This is a genomic window from Rhodothermus profundi (assembly GCF_900142415.1).
GTDB lineage: Bacteria > Bacteroidota > Rhodothermia > Rhodothermales > Rhodothermaceae > Rhodothermus > Rhodothermus profundi.
The window spans coordinates 229588-251648 of the sequence record NZ_FRAU01000002.1; the positions used below are offsets into that span (position 1 = coordinate 229588).

At 60.7% G+C, this 22061-nt stretch carries 12 protein-coding genes and 1 pseudogene; 10 read left to right on the forward strand and 3 right to left on the reverse strand.

Features of this window, described 5'->3' with window-relative positions; genetic code table 11:
• Positions 1-17 precede the first annotated feature (17 nt).
• Entirely contained in the window at positions 18-2078 is a 2061-nt protein-coding gene (locus BUA15_RS04540; protein ID WP_072714779.1) for a S9 family peptidase, read from the forward strand.
• Between the two features lie 7 nt (positions 2079-2085).
• Here the strand turns inward: BUA15_RS04540 and BUA15_RS04545 are convergent, their stop codons facing one another.
• Genes BUA15_RS04545 through BUA15_RS04555 form a run of 3 tightly spaced genes read right to left on the reverse strand, consistent with a single transcriptional unit; the run spans position 2086 to position 6505 of the window.
• The gene (locus BUA15_RS04545; RefSeq protein ID WP_072714780.1) at positions 2086-3321 is read right to left on the reverse strand and encodes a metallophosphoesterase family protein; all 1236 of its coding nucleotides are present in this window, start codon (positions 3319-3321) and stop codon (positions 2086-2088) included.
• A gap of 60 nt (positions 3322-3381) precedes the next feature.
• The gene (locus tag BUA15_RS04550) at positions 3382-5733 is read right to left on the reverse strand and encodes a penicillin-binding protein 1A (protein WP_072714781.1); all 2352 of its coding nucleotides are present in this window, start codon (positions 5731-5733) and stop codon (positions 3382-3384) included.
• A 22-nt stretch (positions 5734-5755) separates the two neighbouring features.
• Positions 5756-6505, reverse strand: coding sequence for a UDP-2,3-diacylglucosamine diphosphatase (locus BUA15_RS04555; RefSeq protein ID WP_072714782.1), 750 nt, complete (start codon positions 6503-6505; stop codon positions 5756-5758).
• A gap of 155 nt (positions 6506-6660) precedes the next feature.
• On the opposite strand from BUA15_RS04555, the gene BUA15_RS04560 reads away from it, so the two are divergent.
• The 9 genes and pseudogenes from BUA15_RS04560 to BUA15_RS04600 all read left to right on the forward strand — a co-directional run bounded on the left by BUA15_RS04560 (position 6661) and on the right by BUA15_RS04600 (position 22057).
• Entirely contained in the window at positions 6661-7323 is a 663-nt protein-coding gene (locus BUA15_RS04560; protein ID WP_072714783.1) for a rhomboid family intramembrane serine protease, read from the forward strand.
• 73 nt (positions 7324-7396) lie between these two features.
• Positions 7397-8302, forward strand: coding sequence for a rhomboid family protein (locus BUA15_RS04565; RefSeq protein WP_245771917.1), 906 nt, complete (start codon positions 7397-7399; stop codon positions 8300-8302).
• Positions 8303-8342: 40 nt separating this feature from the next.
• Complete coding sequence (gene ispG / locus BUA15_RS04570) at positions 8343-9452, forward strand: flavodoxin-dependent (E)-4-hydroxy-3-methylbut-2-enyl-diphosphate synthase (RefSeq protein ID WP_072714784.1); 1110 nt, start codon at positions 8343-8345, stop codon at positions 9450-9452.
• 183 nt (positions 9453-9635) lie between these two features.
• Positions 9636-10898: pseudogene (locus BUA15_RS14070) on the forward strand (tryptophanase); the annotation flags it as partial.
• 48 nt (positions 10899-10946) lie between these two features.
• Positions 10947-12314, forward strand: a complete 1368-nt coding sequence (locus BUA15_RS14075) for a tryptophanase (protein WP_072714914.1) — start codon at positions 10947-10949, stop codon at positions 12312-12314.
• A gap of 306 nt (positions 12315-12620) precedes the next feature.
• A complete protein-coding gene (locus tag BUA15_RS04585) occupies positions 12621-13676 on the forward strand; it encodes a LacI family DNA-binding transcriptional regulator (protein WP_072714785.1) in 1056 nt (351 codons plus the stop codon).
• Complete coding sequence (locus BUA15_RS04590; RefSeq protein ID WP_072714786.1) at positions 13673-15352, forward strand: peptidyl-prolyl cis-trans isomerase; 1680 nt, start codon at positions 13673-13675, stop codon at positions 15350-15352. Before BUA15_RS04585 ends, BUA15_RS04590 begins: the two co-directional genes overlap by 4 nt.
• A 30-nt stretch (positions 15353-15382) precedes the next feature.
• Positions 15383-18241 (forward strand): TonB-dependent receptor, encoded by a 2859-nt coding sequence (locus BUA15_RS04595; RefSeq protein WP_072714787.1) that lies wholly within the window; start codon positions 15383-15385, stop codon positions 18239-18241.
• 18 nt (positions 18242-18259) lie between these two features.
• A complete protein-coding gene (locus BUA15_RS04600) occupies positions 18260-22057 on the forward strand; it encodes a fibronectin type III domain-containing protein (RefSeq protein ID WP_072714788.1) in 3798 nt (1265 codons plus the stop codon).
• The last annotated feature ends 4 nt before the right edge of the window (positions 22058-22061 follow it).

A 22061-nucleotide genomic window follows, 5' to 3' on the forward strand; every position in this document is an offset into this window, starting at 1 on the left:
CAGACCTGCAGGCCGCCATGCGTCGCGTAGCCCTTGTTCTGTTGCTTCTGCTTGTCTCTGGTGCGGAGAGTTATGCGCAATCGGCACGGCTGACGCTGGACCGCTATCTGGAGTGGGAAGATGTAGACGATCCGCAGATTTCTCCGGATGGTCAACGCATTGTCTTTACGCGCCGGTGGGTGGACAAGCAAAAAGATCGATGGCAATCAGCGCTCTGGATTATGAATGCTGATGGGTCGCAGCAGCGCTTTCTGGTTGAGGGACGGTCGCCGCGCTGGTCGCCGGATGGGACGCGCATTGCCTTTATCGCCAACGATGCGGAAGGGCGCCCGCAGATTTTTGTCAAATGGGTCGATCTGCCAGAGCCACCTACGCAGTTAACGCGCCTGACCGAAGCGCCGGCCAGCCTGAGCTGGTCGCCCGACGGGCGGATGATTGCGTTCACGATGAACGTACCGGTCGAGGTGCGCTGGAACATTAAGCTGCCTCAAGCTCCAGAAGGAGCGCAGTGGACCAAGCCACCTCGGCTGGTGCGACGGCTGCATTACCGGGCCGACCGCCGGGGATTCATGGAGGAGGCCTACACGCATCTCTTTGTGATTCCCGCCGAAGGAGGCACGCCCCGGCAGCTTACGGAAGGGACCTGGCATGTGGGACCCCGTTTTGATGGTCTGCCGGCCCGCGCTACGCTGAGCTGGACGCCGGACAGCCGCACCATCGTGTTCGATGGATTCAAAGCATCAGCCGATTCGGTGGACCGTAACTATCGCAACGCGCATCTCTATGCGATTGATGTGGAAACCCGGCAGCTGCGCCAGCTTACGCAGCGGCCCGGACGCTGGACGCAGCCGGCCGTCTCGCCAGACGGCCGATGGGTAGCTTTCACGGGCTTTGCCGAAACCCGCCAGACCTACCATGCGGCGGATCTCTGGATCATGCCGCTTGACGGCAGCGCCGAGCCCCGTAACCTGACCCGGACGCTCGACCGGGACGTCAGCAACCTCCACTGGGCCCCCGATGGCTCAGGCGTCTATTTTACGATTAACGACCGGGGCACGCGCAACGTTTACTTCGCGTCGGTTCGAGGCGAGGTGCGCCAGGTAACGCGGGGCGTGCACATGCTCTCGCTTACCTCAGTGGCGCGTAACGGAATCGCCGTCGGCGTGCGCACCAGCTATCATGAGCCGGATGATGTGGTCCGCTTTGCATTGAGCCGGCCCGACCAGATCGAGCGGCTGACGGCGGTTAACGACGACGTGCTGCAGGACGTGAAACTGGGCGAAGTCGAAGAAATCTGGTACGCTTCGCGCGACGGGACGCGCATTCAGGGCTGGATTGTCAAACCACCGGACTTTGATCCCGCTCAGAAGTATCCTTTAATTCTGCACATCCATGGCGGTCCGCATGCCATGTACAATGTGGGCTTCAACTTTTCCTTCCAGAATTTTGCTGCCAACGGGTATGTTGTGCTCTATACCAATCCGCGGGGCAGCACAGGCTATGGGACCGAGTTTGGCGCAGCGATCAGTCAGGCCTATCCGGGGGTGGACCACGAGGACCTGATGGCCGGAGTCGATGCGTTGTTGGAGCGGGGCTACATTGATCCGGATCGGTTGTTTGTAACCGGATGTAGCGGAGGCGGCGTGCTTTCCAGTTGGGCCATTGGCCAGACCGATCGGTTTGCTGCCGCGGCTGTGCGCTGCCCGGTAACCGACTGGATCAGCATGGCCGGTACGACCGATATTCCGCTTTTCACGTTCAACTGGTTTCACAAGCCGTTCTGGGAAGATCCTTCAGAGTGGTTGGCGCGCTCGCCTCTGATGCTGGTCAGCAACGTTAAGACGCCTACGTTGCTGATGACCGGCGAGCTGGACCTGCGCACGCCAATGAGCCAGACGGAAGAATACTACATTGCACTGAAGATGCGCGGCGTGCCGGTCGTGTTGCTCCGCTTTCACGACGAGTATCACGGCACGGGCTCGCGGCCGTCCAACTTTATGCGGACGCAGCGTTACATCATGGACTGGTTTGAAAAGAAAGGCCGCATTCCGGGCGTGACGGTCGAAGCATCGAAGTAGCCGGGCGTCAGGACAGGCGCTCTGCCTCCAGACGCGCTTCCAGCGCCAGAGCTGCTTCGATCAGTTGCTCGCGGAGGGGGTGAAGTTGCTCGTGCTGGTCGATGTAGCGCGTGAGGGCTTCGCGCAGTGAGCTGTCGCGTTCAACAATGGTGCGCTGCTCGCGCACGACCGGTTCGACCGTACGCTCAATGCCCGCAATGTGGGCAGCAGCCTGCAGGGCTTCACGGATGCGGCGCAGGTCGATACGGGCTACCTGGTCTTCGTTCACCTGGTAGCGCACGCGCACAATGGCATCGGCTACCGCTACCCGGCCAATAGCGTTCAGAATGCGCTCCGTAGGGTCGTCGCTGTCTCGAGCGTCCACCTGCACGTCCACGAAGCGACGGGCCGGGGTTTCCACGAAGCGATACTGCGTCTGTTTGCGGGATCCCTGCGTCTGGATTTCGACCAGGACAAACCCTTTGGGATCCTCTGCTTCGCGAAAGGAGACCCGTTCGATGCTGCTGCTGTAGACGACCGGGATGCCGTCGGGGTTGAGGTTCTGGTGCCGGTGAATGTGGCCCAGGGCAACGTAGTCGATGGGCGGCAGGGCCAGCTGGCCTACGGTAAACTTGGGTTCGTAGGCTATCAGACTGGTACGCTCCGAGCCCGACAGTTCTGCGCCCTGCACGCTGAAGTGTCCGGCCAGTATGGTAGGGAGCGAGGGATCCAGTCGTTCAACGGCTTTCTGGACGTATTCCGTGTAGAGTTGCTCGATGACCTCGCGCACTTCTGCGGCTGATTTCTGACGATATTCCCTGCGGGTCAGGAGCAGGCTGCGCACGGGCCAGGGGAGCGCGATGAGTTGGAGGGGGCCGCTTTTGGTCTGGATGGTAGCCACTTCAGGACGTCGGAAGACGCGGGCCTGGCCTTCCAGATAGCGAAAAATATCAATAGAGGATGCGCGTCCAAAGGTAACGGGATGGTCGTGGTTGCCTACCAGCAGGACGAGGGGAATCCCCCGTTCTACGAGGGGCTGAAGACATTCGGCAAAGATCATCTGCTCGGTGGGCGAAGGGTCCGGGTTGCGAAAGGCGTCGCCGCAGAACAGAAACAGATCGACGTCTTCGGCAAGCGCTTGTTCTACCAGAAAGGTAAACGACCGTCGGAAGTCCTGCAGGCGCGAGTTCAGACCGGTGGCCGGATCAACGCGGCCATACGTTGTGATGCCCAGGTGGATATCGGCTGTGTGCAGGATTTTCATGGCATGGACGGGCTACCGGTCGTCGCCAAAGATAAGACGACCGTGCCTTGAACGCCAGCGTTACCAGCCGACGCGGCGTTGATGCAGCTCTGGAATAATTCGGCGTTCCTGTTGGAGCGAATCGGCACCGGGCAGATGCAGGCCGAGAGGCAGCGGGAAGGTGGCATCGCTGATTTCGATATCCGGCGCCTGCTCCATGCGTCGCCAGAAGTCGCCGACGATCAGCAGCGCATTGTGAGCGCCCTGGCCCCACCAGTGCGTGCGGAACGTGACCCGGGGGTCGTTAAAGCCCACCCATGCACCGGTAACCAGCTCCGGATGCATCAGAACAAACCAGCCATCGGCGCTATTCTGCGTAGTGCCCGTTTTGCCTGCCAGATCGTACCGCGTCAGCCCGAACTGCCAGCGGATGCGCTGCCCTGTTCCATAGCGGATTACGTCCCGCAGCATATCGACTACCGTGTAGGCGGTTTCTTCAGAGATGGCTTCGCGGGGAGTAGGCCGCGCTTCGTAGAGCACATGACCGTTGGCGTCTTCGATCCGGGTTACCACGGTGGGTTCGTAATACAGGCCCCCGCTGGCCAGCGTAGCGTAGGCGGAAACCAGCTCGAGCAGCGTTACGTTGCTGGTCCCCAGCGCCAGGGAAGGGACGGCTTTTAGCGGACTTTTGATGCCCATGCGGCGGGCGTAGAAGGCAACATTACTGGGACCTACCTGCAGCACCAGGCGGGCCGAGACGGTGTTTACCGAGCGGGCCAGGGCTTCGCGCAGCGTGATGAGCTGTCCCGTCGATTCGCCCTCTGCATTTTTGGGCTGCCAGACATTTCCGGCCGGATCCACGTACGTTACAGAGCTGTCGGGGAGCACGTCGTAGGGCGACCAGCCGTTGTCGATGGCGGCAGTGTAAAGGAATGGCTTGAAGGTAGAGCCCGGTTGCCGACGGGCAATGGCGACGTGGTCGTACCAGTCGCGCGTCAGGTCGCGGCCACCCACCCAGGCCCGAACGTAGCCGTTGCGCGGGTCAATGGCCACAAAGCCAGCTTCCAGCCGCGTCTTGACGGCTTTAAGCGAATCCATGAAGCGCTGGTCGGCTCGAAGCTGGCGCAGCGCTTCTTCCGGAGCAATGCCCTGTGCTACCAGACGCCGGTAGCGTTCCGTTTCCCGGATAAACTGATCTACCGTGTCTTGCTTGCTGGACCAGTAATAGGCAAACGGTTCATAGTGCTGCTGCCGAAGGTACCGGTTGATGTCGTCGCCCAGAAAGTAGCCGGTTTCGCGACTCCACTCGTAGTTGACCACGGCCTGCAGCTTATCGAGCTGCTCTACCACTGCCTGGCGGGCCAGCTCCTGCAGCCGACTGTCCAGCGTGGTATAGACGCGCAGCCCATCGGTGTAGATGTTGTAGCCGTGCGCTTGGGCCCAGTTGACAAGCCAGCGGCGCACGTATTCTGCGAAGTACGGCGCGATGCTGGCGGTGATCGAAGAGGTGTGGAAATCCGTAACGATGGGGTCATCCTTGTGCGCTTCAAAAAAGGCGCGGTCCAGATAGCCGCGTCGGACCATTTGCCAGAGCACCACGTTGCGTCGCTGGCGGGCGCGTTCCGGAAAGCGGATAGGGTTGTAGAGAGCCGGGTTGCGGAGCATGCCGACCAGCGTCGCCGCCTCCAGCACGTTCAGGTCTCGGGCAGGCTTATTGAAAAAGGTGCGGGCGGCCGATTCAATGCCAAAGGCGTTGTAAACGAACTCGACCGTGTTCAGGTACATTTCGATGATTTCGCGCTTGGTGTAGCGGCGTTCGAGTTCGACGGCCGTGACCATCTCTTTCAGTTTGCGTTTGATGGTCTGGGCGCGGCCGATTTGCTCGTTGTACAGGTTACGAGCCAGTTGTTGCGTGATGGTGGAGCCGCCTTGCACCTCGCGTCCCAGGCTCAGGATCGTTTGCGCTACGGCCGAGGCGGTGCGAAACAGGTCGATGCCCCAGTGGTCGTAGAAGCGGTGGTCTTCGGTAGCCAGCAGGGCCTGAATCACATAGGGGGAAATCTCGTCATAGGAGACCCAGGTGCGGTTCTGACGGGCGTAGCGGGCCAGCTCGCGGCCGTCGGCGGTGTAGGCGACGGTGGCCAGTTCGAAGGTAGGGTTGTCCAGTTGTTGAAAGGAAGGCAGTTCGTCGGCAAGCGACCACACGTAAAGTCCCAGTGCTAGCATGCCCAGCAGCGCCAGCCCTACCAGTACGCTCAGCACCAGGGCGGCCTGCGCCTTGCGGGGATCCCGGAAACGCCGGTAGAAGAAACCGCTCAGTCCACGGCGTTTCCGGGCAGGGCGGCCGTCGGAGCGTAGCCGGGCATGGCGGAAATTGGGGTCGTTGAAGTACCGTTGCAACTCTTCTTCGGTGTGGGTCCAGCGGTCAGGCATGGATTCGTTGCCGTTCCACGGCTCAGGGTAGGGGATACCGGATCAACGTCTGTAGGCCGTCTGGGGTCCAGCGGCAGAGCGCCAGCGCGTTCGCTTCCAGGAGGCCGAATGTCTGGTCCTGATACCAGCAGCCCGGGTTCAGATAGAGACCTTCGGGCCAGCAGTGCAGTTCGGCCTGATGACTGTGGCCCAGGACCACAATGTCGGCTTGTTTTTCCTGCAGCACGCGATGCGCATGCTGGCGCAGGCGCTCGGCGATAACAGGGTTGAGCCGCTCGGGGCGCCATTGCGTAACGCGTCGGGCCAGGGCAAGGCCCAGGTCGCCAGGTAGCAGCGTTCGGTACAGCCAGACCGGTACAGGATGCCGGAGCAGGCGGCGGAGGGCGCGGGAGAGGGGGCCAGCGATAGCCAGATCCCCATGGTCCAGATAAACGCGGTATCCCAGCAACGTATCGACCACGGCTCGGTGCAGCACGCGCACGCCCAGCTCCTGGGCGAAATAGTTCTGGTGCCAGGGGTCATGATTGCCGACCACGTAGGTGACCGGAAGGCCGCGGTCGGTCCAGCGTGCCAGCAGCGCCTGAAAGCGCACAAAACCTTTGGGCACGAGATGCCGATATTCAATGTAGTGGTGAAAGACATCCCCTACCAGTACCAGGTGCTGCGTCTGAGGGGCCAGGGTGTTCAGACAGGCCAGCAGGGATTGTTCGACAGCGCGTTCCGTGGCCGGATCCGCGCGTCCTAGATGTAAATCGGCAAAAAACAGAATCACGGACAAAACGTTAGGAAGTCGCCGTAACTTAAAGGCAACGCGCGGCCTTGTTCGCCTGAGGGGGTGGTAGAGTTCCGGGCCCGCGTCAGGTCCGCACCCTTTTGGCGTCTGAGGCGTTGGATGCGCGTCTGCGAACCGGTAGTGAGCCAGCAATCATGTACCGAGATTACGACTATTACCAGCCGCCCACGCGCTTTGCGGTTTTTCCGCCGGTCGTTAAGAATCTCCTGATCTTGAATGGGCTGGTATTTCTGGCGCAACTGGTACCCACCACCGACCGATTGCTGATCGAGTGGTTTGCACTCTGGCCGTTAGGGCTCCCGGAATTCTATCCTGGATTCTGGCCCTGGCAGCTCCTCACCTATAGTTTTTTGCACGGAGGCTTTGCGCACCTCTTTTTTAATATGTTTGCCCTCTGGATGTTTGGGGTGCCGATTGAGCGGGCCTGGGGGTCGCGGCGTTTTGGCGTATACTACTTTGTGAGCGTCATCGGAGCAGGGCTTACGCAGTTGCTTGTGGTGACCCTCAGCGGGGCGGTATATCCAACGGTAGGGGCTTCGGGAGGCGTTTTTGGCATTTTGCTCGCTTTTGGGATGATGTTTCCCAACACGCCTATTTACCTGTACTTTCTGTTTCCTATTAAGGCGAAATGGCTTGTCATTGGCTACGGGCTGCTAGAACTCTGGGCGGGCATAACCGGCACGCAGGCAGGCATTGCCAACTTTGCGCATCTGGGCGGGATGCTTTTCGGGTTTCTCCTGATTCAGTACTGGCGAGGCAAGCTGCCCTGGCGTCCGACTCGGCGCCTGTACTGGTAGCAGGACAAAACCTTTCGCCGGTCCATGCAGTACACACCAACAGGTCCGTGGAACCATCCATTCGGAGCGATCCGTGAGCCGGTTTCTGGTCTGGTACCGCATGCAGCCGCCTGCGTTGCGGGCGTTGCTGACCATCAACGCCGGATTCTATCTGCTGTGGGTAGTGGCGCTCATGCACATCGATGTAGTGCGCCGGTTTGTCTGGATGCACCTGGCCCTGAATCCTGACTGGCCGGCCATCTTAACGCATCCCTGGCAACTGGTCACCTACAATTTTTTGCACCTCCAGCCTGGCTTCTGGGGGTTGATTCACATTCTGTTTAACATGCTCTGGCTGGTGTGGATTGGGCGTGAGTATGAAGAGTTGCATGGGTCACACCGGCTGCTGGCGTTGTACGTAATTGCCGGGGTAGGGGGCGGCCTGCTCACGGTGGTGCTGCACATGCTGTTTCCGGGCGTGGGCGCTTTCGGGGGGCTGGTGCATGGCGCTTCCGCTTCCGTGCTGGGGGTGCTCATGGCAGTGGCAATTCTTTATCCTTTCAAGAGCGTGGCCCTGTTTCTTTTAGGTCCGATCCGGTTGCTCTATCTGGTGCTGATCTTTCTGGCACTCGACGTGCTCTTCATGGCTGGCGGCGGGACGGCCGTTGGAGCCCATCTGGGAGGTGCCCTGTTTGGCCTGCTCTATGCAAAAGCTGAGCAGCGGGGCATTGAGCTGGCCGGTTGGGCGCGCGTCTTTTTCCAGAGGCGACGCGCGCGTCGGCGGCAACCCGTTGCCGCCGAAACCGGATGGAGCCTGCGCCGGGTGGGGGCCTGGATGGAGCAGCGACGCGGATCGGCGGCAGAAAGCCGGGGCAGCGCTGCCCGAGAGCGCTCGCTGGAGGAAGAGGTGGACCGCATCCTGGATAAAATCAGCGCGCACGGGTACGATTCCCTTACCGAAGAGGAGAAGCGGATCCTTTACGAAGCCAGTCGGCGTTGAAAGCTTCGAGTCAACCAGCACAACCACTGAGCTGCTAACGATGGAGCGACCACGTCGCAAGTCTCGGCCGGTGATGGTCGGGAACGTGCAGATAGGGGGAGGGGCCCCGATTTCGGTGCAGTCGATGACCACGACCAAGACGCACGATGTGGCGGCCACGCTGGCCCAGATTCAGCAACTGGCTGAGGCGGGAGCCGACATCGTGCGGGTGGCTGTCCCACGTCCGGAAGATGCGGACGCTTTGCGAGACATTGTGCAGGGGAGTCCGGTGCCCATCGTGGCCGATATTCATTTCAACTATCAGTATGCCCTGAAGGCCATTGAGGCGGGCGTGGCCAAAGTGCGGATCAATCCGGGGAATATTGGCAAAGAAGAGTGGGAACGAGAAGTGCTACTGGCCGCCAAAGAAAAGGGGATTCCAATTCGCATTGGCGTCAATTCGGGCTCGCTGGAGCGTGATCTGCTGGACAAGTACGGTTATCCCAGGCCTGAGGCGCTTTTTGAGAGCGCCATGCGACACATCGAAATCTGCCACAAGCATGGATTCGAGGATATTGTCATTTCGGTCAAGCATTCGGACGTTTACTACATGATCCAGGCGTATCGGCTGATTGCCGAACGCACGGATTTTCCGCTGCATCTGGGGGTTACCGAGGCCGGTTCCTTTGTCAGTGGCAGTATCAAGAGCGCCATCGGCATTGGAGCGTTGCTGGCCGAAGGCATTGGCGACACGATCCGCGTTTCGCTGGCTACCGATCCGGTGCAGGAAGTAGAGGTAGCGCACCAGATCCTGAAGGCTTTGCGGCTGGGGCCGCCTGGTGTCAACATTATTGCCTGCCCGACGTGTGGTCGGCTGACCGGAGATCTGTTTTCTATTGTGGAGGCCGTGGAGGCGGCCGTCAAGGCCCGGAAGTTCAAAAAGAATCTGAACGTGGCCCTGATGGGCTGCGCAGTGAACGGGCCGGGCGAAGCGGCAGGGGCCGATTTAGGCATTTCGCTGGGACGAGGCCGCGCGCACCTGTTCATTCGGGGCAAGGTCGTCCGGGTGGTGCCCGAAGATCAGATTGTCGAGGCCGTGCTGGAGGCTATTGAGCAGTGGGAAGAAACGTCGGATGAAGCGGCACACGCCTCTAAGCAGAATCATACATAAACTGCACACTTTCTTGTCCTAAATTTTTTTATCAATCGTTTTTCACAGGAGTCTTGAAACCGGAGGCACAAGGGGGACGTTGGGAGGCGCCGGAAGCGCTTTTGCTGTGTAAACGGGGCCGTTGTAGGGAGGAAAGGAAAGCGAGCTCTTTTTCAGTAACAAGCTGAGTTAACAGCAGGTCTTATGGATTACAGCTATCCTAAGGCAGCGCCTTACAAAGTCAAAATCGTCGAGCCTCTTCCGCACCTTTCTGAAGCCCAACGTCAGGAAGCCCTGATCCAGGCAGGCTACAACGTCTGGCGACTGCGCGACGATCAGGTCTTCATCGACCTGGCAGACGCCCACGGCAACGGAGCCATGAGCCAGGCGCAGTGGGCCGGGTTGATGATCGGCGACGAAGCCTACGCAGGCAGCATTAACTTCGAGCACCTGCAGGAAGCCGCGCAGGCGCGTTTTGGAAAGCGCTACCTGGTGCCCACGCATGCCGGACGTGGCGCCGAACATCTGGTATTGCTTGCCTTAAGCCATGACGGGCAGCAGGTGGTGGGCAACGCGCCCAGTCCCACGTTGCTTCGGTTGCTGGAACGCTATGGCCGGACGTACCGTGACCTGACGGATGCCGCCTCGGCGTTTCCCGGCGACGTGAACCTGCAGGCGCTGGAAGCCCTGCTGCAGGAAGCGGCCGAGCAGATCGCCTATGTGGTGCTGCATGCGGCTGCCTGGGTGCAGGGCGGCCAGCCCTTTTCGCTGGCCAATGCCCGTGCCGTGGCCGAGCTAGCCCGTGCCTACCAGAAACCGCTGGTGCTCGACGCAACGCATGTCTTCACGCAGGCCCTGATCTTGCAGGAGCAGGAGGCCGACCTGAAAGCGCATTCGGTCTTTGCTATCGTACGAGCTCTGGCCGACCTGGCCGACGTAGTGTACCTTTCGGCTCGAGGTGATCTGGGGTGTCATGTAGGCGGCTTTATTCTGACCAATTCGGAGGCAGATTACATCCGGCTGCGGAGTCTGGTGGTCGTGTTTGAGGGGCTGCATACCTACGGAGGGCTGGCCGGACGCGACATAGAGGCCATTGCGGTGGCCCTCCAGGAAGTCTCCGAAGATGAACTGCGCTTCCACCGAGGACAGCTCCAGGCGTTAGGCCATCGGTTGCGGGCGCTGGGCTACCAGGTGGCCGAACCAGTGGGCATGGTGGGGCTCTCGCTGGACGCCGCTGTCCGGGTCGAGGGAGAGTTTGCGGCCCACGCGCTGGCAGCCGCGCTCTATTTGCTGGCAGGAGTCCGAGGAGGACCCCGGGGGACGCACCTGCATCTGGCGCTGCCGCGCCGCGTCTACACCGAGCACCATCTGGACTACGTGGTGGCTGCCCTGCAGGCCCTGCAGACGGTGCCGGTTCCCTCTCTGAAGCTGGTAGAGGACCATCCCCTCCAGCGAGACGCATTGGCCCGGTTCCGGCCGGAAGGGACATTTGAGGCAACAGCCTGGTCCCCGGAGGTGCAGCCCGAACCCTATCGGATCAAAGCCATTGAGCCGCTGGTGCTCACCACGCGGGCTCAGCGGGAGGCCGCTCTGCGCGAAGCCGGATGGAATACGTTTTTGCTGCGCTCGCAGGACGTATATATCGACTTTTTGACCGATTCGGGCACGTCGGCCATGAGTAGCGTGCAGTGGGCTGAAATGATGCGTGCAGCCGAAACGCTGAGCTACTCAGCGGCCTACCATCGTTTTGTGGAGACGATCCAGGAGGTATATGGCTTTCCCTATGTGCTGCCTACCCATCAGGGACGAGCAGCCGAGCACGTCCTGTCGCAGGTGCTGATCCGGCCCGGGCAGTATGTGGCCAACAACATGTACTTTACAACGACGCGCGAGCATCAGGAGCGTGCCGGTGGCATTTTCGTAGACGTGATCATTGATGAGGCGCACGATCCGGCGGCCCATCATCCCTTTAAGGGGAACATGGACCCCGAGAAATTGCGGGATCTGATCCGTCGCGTGGGACCCGAGCAGGTGGCGTACGTCTGTCTGGAGCTCAACGTCAATATGGCGGGTGGGCAGCCCGTCTCGCTGGAAAATGTGCGAACCGTGGCGCAGCTCTGCCGGGAATTCGGCATTCCCCTGATCTTCGATGCCACCCGGGCGGCTGAAAACGCCTACTTTATCAAAGCGCGGGAGCCCGGGATGCAGGACCGGGCGATTCCGGACATTTTCCGCGAGCTGATGTCGTACGCAGATGGCATTACCGTCAGTGCCAAAAAAGACCTGCTGGTAAATATCGGCGGCTTTCTGGCGGTGCGGGATGCAGCGCTTTACCGTCGCATGGAGCAATTTGCCCTTCGATTTGAAGGACATCCGGCGGATGGAGGGTTAGCGCGGCGAGACCTGGTAGCAATGGCGCAAGGTGCGCGGGAAATGCTCGATGTCAACTACTTGCGAAGCCGTATTGAACAGGTAGCCTATCTGGCCGCCGCGCTGCGGAAGGCCGGAGTGCCGATTGTGGAGCCGCCAGGAGGTCATGCCGTTTTCATTGATGCGCGCCGGTTTTTGCCCCACCTCCCGCAGGACCAGTTCCCTGCGCAGCGGCTGGCCGGCGAGATCTATCTGGCTGCCGGCGTGCGGGCAATGGAGCGTGGCATCGTCTCGGCCGGTCGCGATCCCGAGACAGGACAGCACAAATATCCCCGGCTGGAACTGGTGCGCCTTACCATTCCACGACGCGTCTACACGCAACGACATCTGGATGTAGCGGCTGAAGGAATTCTCGACGTGTTTGCCCGGCGAGAGCAAATTGGCGGTCTGCGGATGGTTTTCGAGCCGCCTGTGCTGCGGTTCTTCACGGCGCGTTTTGAGCCGATGGCGTGAAAAGGTCCGGGCTTGCTTTCATGAGACCGCCCACAACGGAGGCGGGCAAATGCCTGCGGGGCTGATTATTTCATCTTTTTACCCACCGATCTCAAACGTTGCTCAGGGGATAGGGGCAACCCGTTGGAATTTAACACGCTGTCTTTAGCGCCGGTCTCGAGCAGAACGAATTTTCCTCCGTACGCGAGAGGACAGCAGGGCTTTTTTTTCTCGCGGGGAAAACCCGGGGGCTTGACTAAAATGCAAATGCGTTGTTTATTTAGCCCTTGGTAAGCGCTTACGCAAAACCGACCAATCGGCCGGGGCATGGGACTGACCATTTACGACATCGCCCGTGAAGCAGGCGTTTCGATTGCTACTGTCTCTCGCGTCTTTAACAACAGCCCTCGGGTAGCGCCTCACACGCGTAAGCGGGTGCTGGAAGTGGCGCGGCGGTTGGGCTATCAGCCCCACGTATCGGCTCAGAGTCTGGCGCGGCGGCAGGCGCAGACGGTAGCGGCCATTGTGCCCATGTTGACCAACTACTTTTTCGTTGAGGTATTGCGCGGGTTGCAGGATCGACTGGCCGAAACGTCTTTCGACTTGCTCGTCTACGCAGCTCCTACGCTTTCTGACGTGAATGCGCATCTGGAGCGTGCGTTGCAGCGCGGACGCTCGGCCGGCGTCATGATTTTTTCGACGCCGATGACGGAGGAGCGGGTTGAACGGCTGCGGCGCAGCCGGCAGCCTGTGGTTCTGGTGGACTCGTTTCATCCTGATTTTGATTCGGTTTCGATTGATAACGAGCAGGGCGGTTATCTGGCGGCGCGCCATCTGCTTGAGCATGGCTATCAGCGCATAGGGTTGCTTATGGCCCACCCTGATTCGGTGCCTGCGCGGGAGCGCCGCCACGGTTACGAGCGGGCGCTTCGCGAGGCAGATCTGGAGCCTGATCCTGCGTTGATTGTTGCCAGCACAGATCCGCATAACCACGGCTACACGGAGGAAGGAGGGTATGAGGCGATGCGGCGGCTGCTGGAGCGGAATCCTCGTCCAGAAGCTGTGTTTGTGGTATCCGACATTATGGCGCTGGGCGCTTTGCGGGCTATTGAAGAAACGGGGCTGCGGGTGCCGGAAGATCTCGGGCTGATCGGGTTTGACGACCTGCGCGTGAGCCGCTTTCTGGGGCTGAGCACGCTTCGCCAGCCGATGTACGAGATGGGAAAACTGGCTGCCGAAAAGCTCTTGCGACGGATTGCCGAGCCAGAGTTGCCGGTGACCAGTACGGTTTTCGCGCCCCGACTGATTTGCCGTCGCACCTGCGCCTCGGACGAGCAGGACGGCCAGCGTGATGTGACAACGCTAACCCGAAATCTGGCATGAAAGCCCTGAGCCTCGCTCTTGTCGGGCTGTTGCTGTGGAGTGGGTGTCGGTCCGATTCCGCGCAGCGGACGCTGCTGGCCGAAGGCCCTGGCGTGCGCATAACGGCCGATGCGTTTCGCGAGGCGTACCTTGATTACCTGCTGCGGACAGGGCTTTCCGATCACCCCCGGCTGCGCCGACTGTTTCTGGAGCAGATGATTCAAGAAGCGCTTGTTGTGTATGAAGCGCGTCGGCAGGGGCTGGAGCGCACGCCGGCCTATCAGGAGGAGGCGCAGGCGGTCGAGACAAAGTTGCTGGTGGAAGCCTACGCGCGGCGCGTGCTCTACGATACAGTGCAGGTGCGTGAGCAGGAGCTGGCCGAAGCGTTCGTCCGCCTCAATACCGAAGTGCGGGCGCGCCACCTGTGGGCGCCCACGCGGGCAGCCGCTGAGTCGCTCTACGCGCGGCTTCAGGCCGGGGCTTCGTTTGAGGAGCTGGCGGCAGAGGTCTTTCAGGATAGTACTCTGGCCCGCAGCGGCGGGGATCTGGGGTGGTTTACCTTCGATGAAATGGATCCGGCTTTTGAGGACGTAGCCTTTCGGCTGCAACCTGGAGAAATTTCACCCCCTGTGCAGACCGCCTATGGCTACTCGATTATTCAGGTAACCGACCGCTTTACCAGACCGATTTTGACCGAAGTCGAGTTTGCAAAAAAGCGCCCCTTGCTGGAGCGTTACCTGCGCTTCCGCAAACAACAGGCCGCCCGCGAAGCGTGCGCGCGAAGCCTGGCCGACTCACTCCAGATTCGCTTTTACGAGGCGACGCTGCGCCGGCTTTATGCGCGCATTGCCGGGCGCGTGGTGCAAGAGACCGAAGCCGACCGCGATGACTGGATGCAGGCCCCACTGCTGACGTTCGGTCCGGCCGCGCGGCGCGTTACCTGGACCGTAGCCGACTTTCGGGAGCAGGCGCGGCTCACGGGGGCGGCCCACCGAGAGGCAGCAGCCCGTTCGCCCGAAGCGCTTAAGGAGTTTGCCCGAGGGCTGGTTGTGCGCCACGTGCTGGCGGAGCGCGCTCGAACCGCCGGGCTGCACCGGACGCCAGATTTTGCAGCAGCCCGGCAGCAGGCGCTTGATCGCTGGCTGTACCAGTATGTCCGGCAACAGGTGCAGGCGGAAGCAGTCGTGCCCGAAGATACGCTGCGAGCGTTTTACGAGGCGCACCGCGCCGACTTTCGGATGCCGGCCCGCCGGGCCGTCTGGGAAATTCTGGTGCCTACTGAGGCAGAGGCTCACCGCCTGCAGCGGTTGCTTGCAACTACCGACTTTGTAGCGCTGGCCCGTCGCTACTCGCGGCGGCCCGGCGCCGCGACGACCGGCGGGTATCTGGGCTTTGTAACGCAGGAGCAATTAGGCAAACTCGGGCCCGCGGTCTTCAGAGCCCGTGAGGGCGATGTGCTGGGACCGCTACGCGTTGCCGACGGATACGTCCTGCTGCGGGTCGGAGCATGGCAGCCTGAGCGGCCGATGACGCTGGAAGAGGCGCGGCCGCTGATCGAACGCCAGCTAAAGCCCTATTTCGCACGAAAACGCTGGCGGCAGTACCGGGCAACGCTGATGGCACAATATGCAGAACGAATCACGCGCTATCTATCCCGACTCGACACGCTATGCCTGACGCCCTCAACCGATGCCTGAACGGGACCAACTGAGTGGCAGCAGTTGATCATGAAGCTACGAGCCATTGTAAGTAAAGCGCTTACACTATGGGGCGGTCTGCTACTGAGCGGATTACTGGGAGTCCCGGTTGCCGCGCAGACCACCGGTAAAATTACGGGCCGTGTTATTGATGCGGGAACGGGCGCTCCATTACCTGGTGTGAGCGTTTACATCGAAGGGACGACGCGGGGCGCTGCTACTGACATTAACGGTGAGTACGTCATCATTGGCCTGCGGCCAGGGACATACACCGTTGTCGCCTCCTTCGTAGGGTATGCTACCGAGCGCCGCGAAGGCGTGCAGGTGAGCAGTGGGTTGACCACGCGCGTGGATTTTGCGCTGCGGGAAGAGGTTATCCAGGGCGAAGAGATCGTGGTGGTCGCGCCGCCTATCACCGTCCGAAAGGACCTGACCAGCGCAGAAGCGCGCGTAACGGCCGAGACCATTGACCGCCTGCCCGTCCAGGAGGTGAGCCAGGTGCTGACGCTGCAGGCGGGCGTGACCGAACGCGGCGGATTGCACATCCGAGGCGGCCGCGCCAGCGAGGTCGTGGTGATGGTTGATGGGGTGCCTGTCACGGATAACTTCGATGGTTCCACGGCCGTCCAGCTCGAAAACGAAGGAATCCAGGAACTGCAGGTCATCTCGGGCACCTTCAACGCCGAGTATGGCAATGCGATGTCGGGCGTAATCAACGTCGTTACCAAAGAAGGACGCTCCGATCGATGGGGCGGAGCATTGAAGGTGTACAGTGGCTCCTATCTGGTTTTCGGAGAAGGAGGAGCAGCCTACCTGCGGGGCGTCGAGGTGGCCCGCTACACGCGCCAGGGCATTCAGTACCGGGACGTCGATCCGTATAGCTATCTGCCTGTTAATCCTACGCATTACTACAACATTGAAGCCGCTCTGGAGGGACCAGTTTTTACGCCGCGTCTGACGCTCTTCGGACTCGTCCGCTACTTCCACAACGACGGCTGGCTCTACGGCGCCCGCCTGTTCAACATGGATGGCACGTATGGCGACTCGGCCCTGGTACCCATGAACACCTATACCAAACTGAGCTGGCAGGGCAATCTCCGCTTTCAACTTACCCCGAACCTGTTTTTAAATCTGATCGGACTGGGATCGGTGACGCGCAGCCGCCCCTATGATCTGTACTGGCGCTGGAATCCTGACGGCCGCACGCGCAGCTACGACCTGGGCTACAATCTGAAATTACAACTCAAGCATCTGCTCAGCGCCCGCACCTTTTACACCGTACACCTGGCTACCTTCCGGCGCCATGCCTGGAGCCGGCGCTTCGACAATCCGCTCGATCCGCGCTACAATGGGCTGGCCGTTCTACCCCCCGACTCGATTGAGGTGGCGCCAGGCATCTGGAGGCCCTACCTGACAGGAGGAGGTCGCTTCGCCCGAGGGGGAATGGATATGAACCACTTCGAGCGCACCTCGCAGGCCTATTTCGTCAAGGCCGACCTGACCAGCCAAGTGGCGCGCAACCATCTGGTCAAAATTGGAGCCGAGCTGCGCATCGACCGGCTGAACTTTACCGCGTTCAACCTGATCCCGGCCACCGATGCCGATGGCAACGTAATCGAACCGTTCCAACCAGCTATTCCCCCCGAAACGTCCCCCCAGTATCAACACTACGAGAACGTCTCGCCCCTTACAGCAAGTGCCTATGTGCAGGATAAGATCGAGTTTGAGGATTTCATCGTGAACGTCGGACTGCGGTTCGACTACTTCGATGCCCGCACGCCTGTCCCGGCCGATCCCGAAGACCCGAACATCTACTTCCCCTTTAAAAAGATCCACATTTACAAAGACCTGAATGGCGACGGCGTGATTACGGTCGATGAGGAGCGAGAAGACAACCGCTATACGCTGGAAGAACGGGAGGCCTTCTGGTGGAAGTATCCGGCCCCGAAGTTTCAGCTTTCGCCCCGGCTGGGCATTGCCTATCCCATCACAGAGACCGGCGTGCTGCATTTTTCGTACGGCCACTTTCTCCAGATTCCCACGCTGAACCTGCTCTTTGCGGGCTACGGCTACAAGATTCAGAACCAGTCGGGGCAGTACGGACCCTATGGGAATCCCGACCTGAATGCGCAGCGGACCGTCATGTACGAAATCGGTTTTCGCCAGGGATGGGGGCCGTTCCTGTTCGACGTAACCGCTTACTATCGGGACGTGCGCGACTGGGTCTCAACCTCGACACCTATCGAGACGGAAATTCCCGGGGTCGTCTATGTGATCTACACCAATCGAGACTATGCCAGCACGCGCGGCGTAACCGCCACGTTTTCGCGGCGCTTTGAAAACGGCTGGGGCTTTGATGTGAATTACACCTTTCAGGTGGCCGAAGGCTCTAACTCGAATCCCGACGAGGAATTCTTTGCGCGGCTGAGCAATCAGCAGCCGCCTCTGGCCCTCCTACCCCTCGACTGGGATCAGCGGCACAAGGTGGCGGCGGCCCTGTACCTGGGCGGGCAGAACTGGGGCGCCTCTATGGTGAGCGTCTGGGGATCGGGCTTTCCCTACACGCCCTCGTTTCCGGAAGCGGCGATCGCGGGCCCGGATGTGCCCCCTGCCTTTCCGCGAAATGCACGCCGTATGCCTTCCACCTGGCAGGTGGACCTCTACGTTTACCGGGACTTCGAGATCGCGGGCGTGCGGCCGCGCCTGTTCCTGCAGGTCTATAACCTGCTGGACCGCCGCAATCCCGTATCTGTCTTCAGCGACACGGGCCGGCCCGACGTAACGCTTCCGCAGCAACAGGCGGCCTCGTTCGATCCGGGCTACTTCGTACGGCCTGAGCACTACAGCGAACCCCGACGGCTCCACATAGGACTGGAACTGCAGTTTTAATCAAGGAAAACACGGGCCATGCGTATGCGCCTGCCTCATAGCTGCCTGATAATGCTGGCTCTGGCAGCCGGCTGGATCGCCGGTAACCTGACGGCAGCGCAGCCGATTGAGCGAGAGCACGTGCCCAGCAAAGAGCGCGTCGATCCCCTGGAGCGGCGGCGCGATGACATCGACGGCAACAACGTCCGCGCAACGATCACAAACTGGCTCCAGACGGCCCAGTCGGGTAACCCGGGCGACTTCTGGTACGAGTGGCCCAAAAACACGCGCCGCATCTACGTATCGCTCACCCAGCTCTGGGTCGGTGCCCAGGTAAAGGCCAACGTGGGCAGCAATCCGGGCCAGACCCTCTACATCGTCGATGTGGCCGACTTTCGGCAGAACCGCTTTGGCGGTACCAATTCCTGGACGTTTGAACCCATTAAGGGCTACGTCAATCCGGCTGGCAGTGAATACGGCATTGCCCAGAGCGACGATCCGGAAAGCTGGCCACCGTTCTGGCCAGACAAGCTGGCCGATCAGAACGACCCGGGCTGGCGCGGCTCCTGGAATGGCTTCTTTGGCAAAAACATTTTCAACGCGGACCAGGAATTCTTCTTTAAGGCCGGCGACGACCAGTACGACCGCTACCTGAATGCCTACCGACCTGACTCGACTGATCCAACACGGGGCGGCCTGGGGCTTGTCGTCGAAGCCCGCTACATGGCCTGGACTCAAATTCTGATTGACGATGTGGTCTTCTTGCTCTATGAAGTCAAAAACGACGGGACCGAAGACCTTGAGCGCGTAGGCTTTACGGTCTGGCTGGCCGACTGCGTAGGCGGTGATTGCGGCGATGATATCCCCTTCTTTGACATCCTGGAAGACGTCGCGTTTATGACCGACCGCGACGGCGTGGGCGACCAGAACTTTGGTCCGGACCCTGTCGGCGTAGCCGCCATCACCTTCCTGGAAACACCCGGGAATGGCATCGACCGGATCGATAACGACGCGGATGGATCGACCGGCAACCCGGACTGCAGCGTGGCCGAGTGCAACAGTCCGGTAGTGCCAGAGGCTTTTCTGGTAGGCGAAAACCCGCTGAATGGCATCGACGACAATGGCAATGGACTGATCGACGAAAACGCTTCGCACGTGCCTTTCCAGGCCGAGCAGGGATCCAGCCCCGGAGTGGGCTACGCGGATTTCATTGACAACGATGGCGATGGGGAACTAAACAGTCCGGTCGTGACGGAAGCCATGGTGGCGGCCGCGGCGGCCGACGTCTGGAACCGCTGGCCGCCCAATCCGGAGGCTGATTCGCTTCAGCAGCGGGCGGACGGCCGACCCATCGTGCACCTGATCGGAGTAGGACAGGAAGATATCGGGCGCGGCTTTAAGGATGGGATTGATAACGACAACACCTGTGATGCAGAAGGACACATCCTGGCCGAGCCGGGCTCGCCGCGGGTCACGCAGGAGATGATCGATGCGGCGGCGTCGGATCCCTACCGTCGCTACCGACTCCCTGGCACCGATCTCATCCTTTATGACGTGGGGCCCGAAGATCTCGGTAAGTGCTATGCAGATGGCGTGGATAACGACGGGGATGGCGCCGTGGACGAAGGCATCGACGAGGGCATTGACGAAATGATCGATGAGCGCCGCGACGATGGCCTGGACAACGACGGCGACTGGAATCCGCTTCGGGACGACACCGGCCTGGATGGCGTGCCGTATTCCGGGGACCCCGGCGAGGCGGACGGGCTCCCCACCAGCGGCGCCGGCACGCCCTTCCCCGGGGAACGCAACATTGATAAAACTGATGTGGCTGAGTCGGACCAGATCGGCATCACCAACGTGCAGGTCTTTCCAGCAGGCTCGCTGAACCTGACGCAGACGGCCGATCAGACGCTCTTTAACACCTTCATGCTGCCCGGCGAGCTGGAGCTTGAGCGGCCGCCGGCCGGCGACAACGACCTGGCAGTCTCCAGCGGACTTTTTCCGCTACGGGCCGGGCAGATCGAGCGTATCTCCCTGGCCGTCGTGCTGGCTACCGGCCGAGAGGAGGCGCTGCAAGGACGTGACTATGCGCTGAGCGCCTACGCCGAAGACTACCAGTTTGCGCAGGCTCCCCTGACGCCGACCGTTGTGGCCGTGCCGGGAGACGGCCGCGTCACGCTCTACTGGGATGCGAAAGCAGAAGAGTCCGTGGACGCCTATCTGGAAAGCATCGGGCTAAATGGCCGCGATTTTGAAGGCTACCGGATCTATCGGGCGACCGATCCGGCCTTTCTCGATGCGCTCGTCATCACCGATGGCTTTGGCAACCTGACCTTCCGCAAGCCTATTGCTCAGTTCGACCTGAAAGATGGCATTACGGGCTTCCATCCTGTGGACATCAATGGCATCAAGTTCTATCTGGGTAACGACAGTGGAATCCGGCATGTGTTTGTCGACACAACGGTCACAAACGGCATCACCTATTACTATGCGGTAACGGCCTACGATTTTGGAGCAGCTGAGGCGAACATTGCTCCCACAGAAACACCCATTCGGATCCGGCGGCTGCCCGACGGTACCATCGAGACCGGCCCGAACGTGGTGCGCGTGACGCCTACCGCTCCGGTGGCCGGCTACCAGAACGCCGAGCTGGAGAACGTGGAGGGCTTTCTTCCACGCGTGCAGGGCTTTACAACCAGCCGCATCGGCTATCAGATCATCGATCCGCGCGCCGTGCGCGATGGGGCCCGCTACCGCATCGTCTTCGAAGACACGTTGATTCCCGGCACGCGTACCACGCCCGACACGCTGACTACCAAGAACTTCTCGCTGATCGACATCACGGATCCAGACAATCCTGACACCCTCCTGCACCGCTCCACAGCCTTCAAGCCCGGGCGCGAGGTGCCCGTGGTGGATGGTTTTCAGCTCATCTTTTTCCCGGATCCGTACGTGGTGCAGGACCGCAACCAGTCGGGCTGGAATAACCCGGACGTATATGATCCGGTCATGGAGCCGTTTGTGCAGCCGCCCTTTATCAAGGGACTCCGCAACCCGGCCGACTATCGGGTTGAGATCGTGGCCGATGGTTCGGTCATGTCCGAGCCGCTTCAGATCGGGCCCCAGCTTATTCCAGCGCGGCCCACGAACGTTCGCGTGGTCAATGTATCAACAGGGCAGGAAGTAAAGTTCGCTTTTCTGGACCGGGACAACACCGATGGCGGTGTCTTTGCCGATACGCCTGCTCGGTTTACGGCCAGTCCTGAAGCCACGCCTCCGGCCAGCGATTATCTGATTCTGATTGAGCCGCTGCCTGGCGGTGGCGAAGGCGTCACCTGGCGTATTTCGCTGGACATCACGCAGACCGGACGGCGCAATCCGCAGCAGGGCGATGTGGCCACCCTGGTCACCCGCAAGCCGTTCCTTTCGACCGACGTGTTTGAGTTTACGGCCCGGGGACCAACGGTGGACCGCGAAAAGGCCCGCTCGCTGCTCGACCAGATTCGCGTGGTGCCCAACCCCTACATTGCTACGAACCGCTTCGAGCAGCAAAATCCCTTCGCGACAGGACGAGGGCCGCGGGCCATTCATTTTATTCATCTGCCGCCGCAGGCTACCGTGCGCATTTTCACGATCAGCGGCCGCCTGGTGCGCACGCTCCATCTGAACCAGGGGGCAAACGATGGACTCGACGCGGCCTCGCTCCTGAACGGCACGCTCGTGTGGGATCTCCTCACCGAAGACGGACTGGAGGTCTCCTACGGCGTCTATCTCTACCACGTGGAAGCCCCCGGCATCGGTGAAAAAACCGGAACCTTTGCCATCATCAAATGAGCCT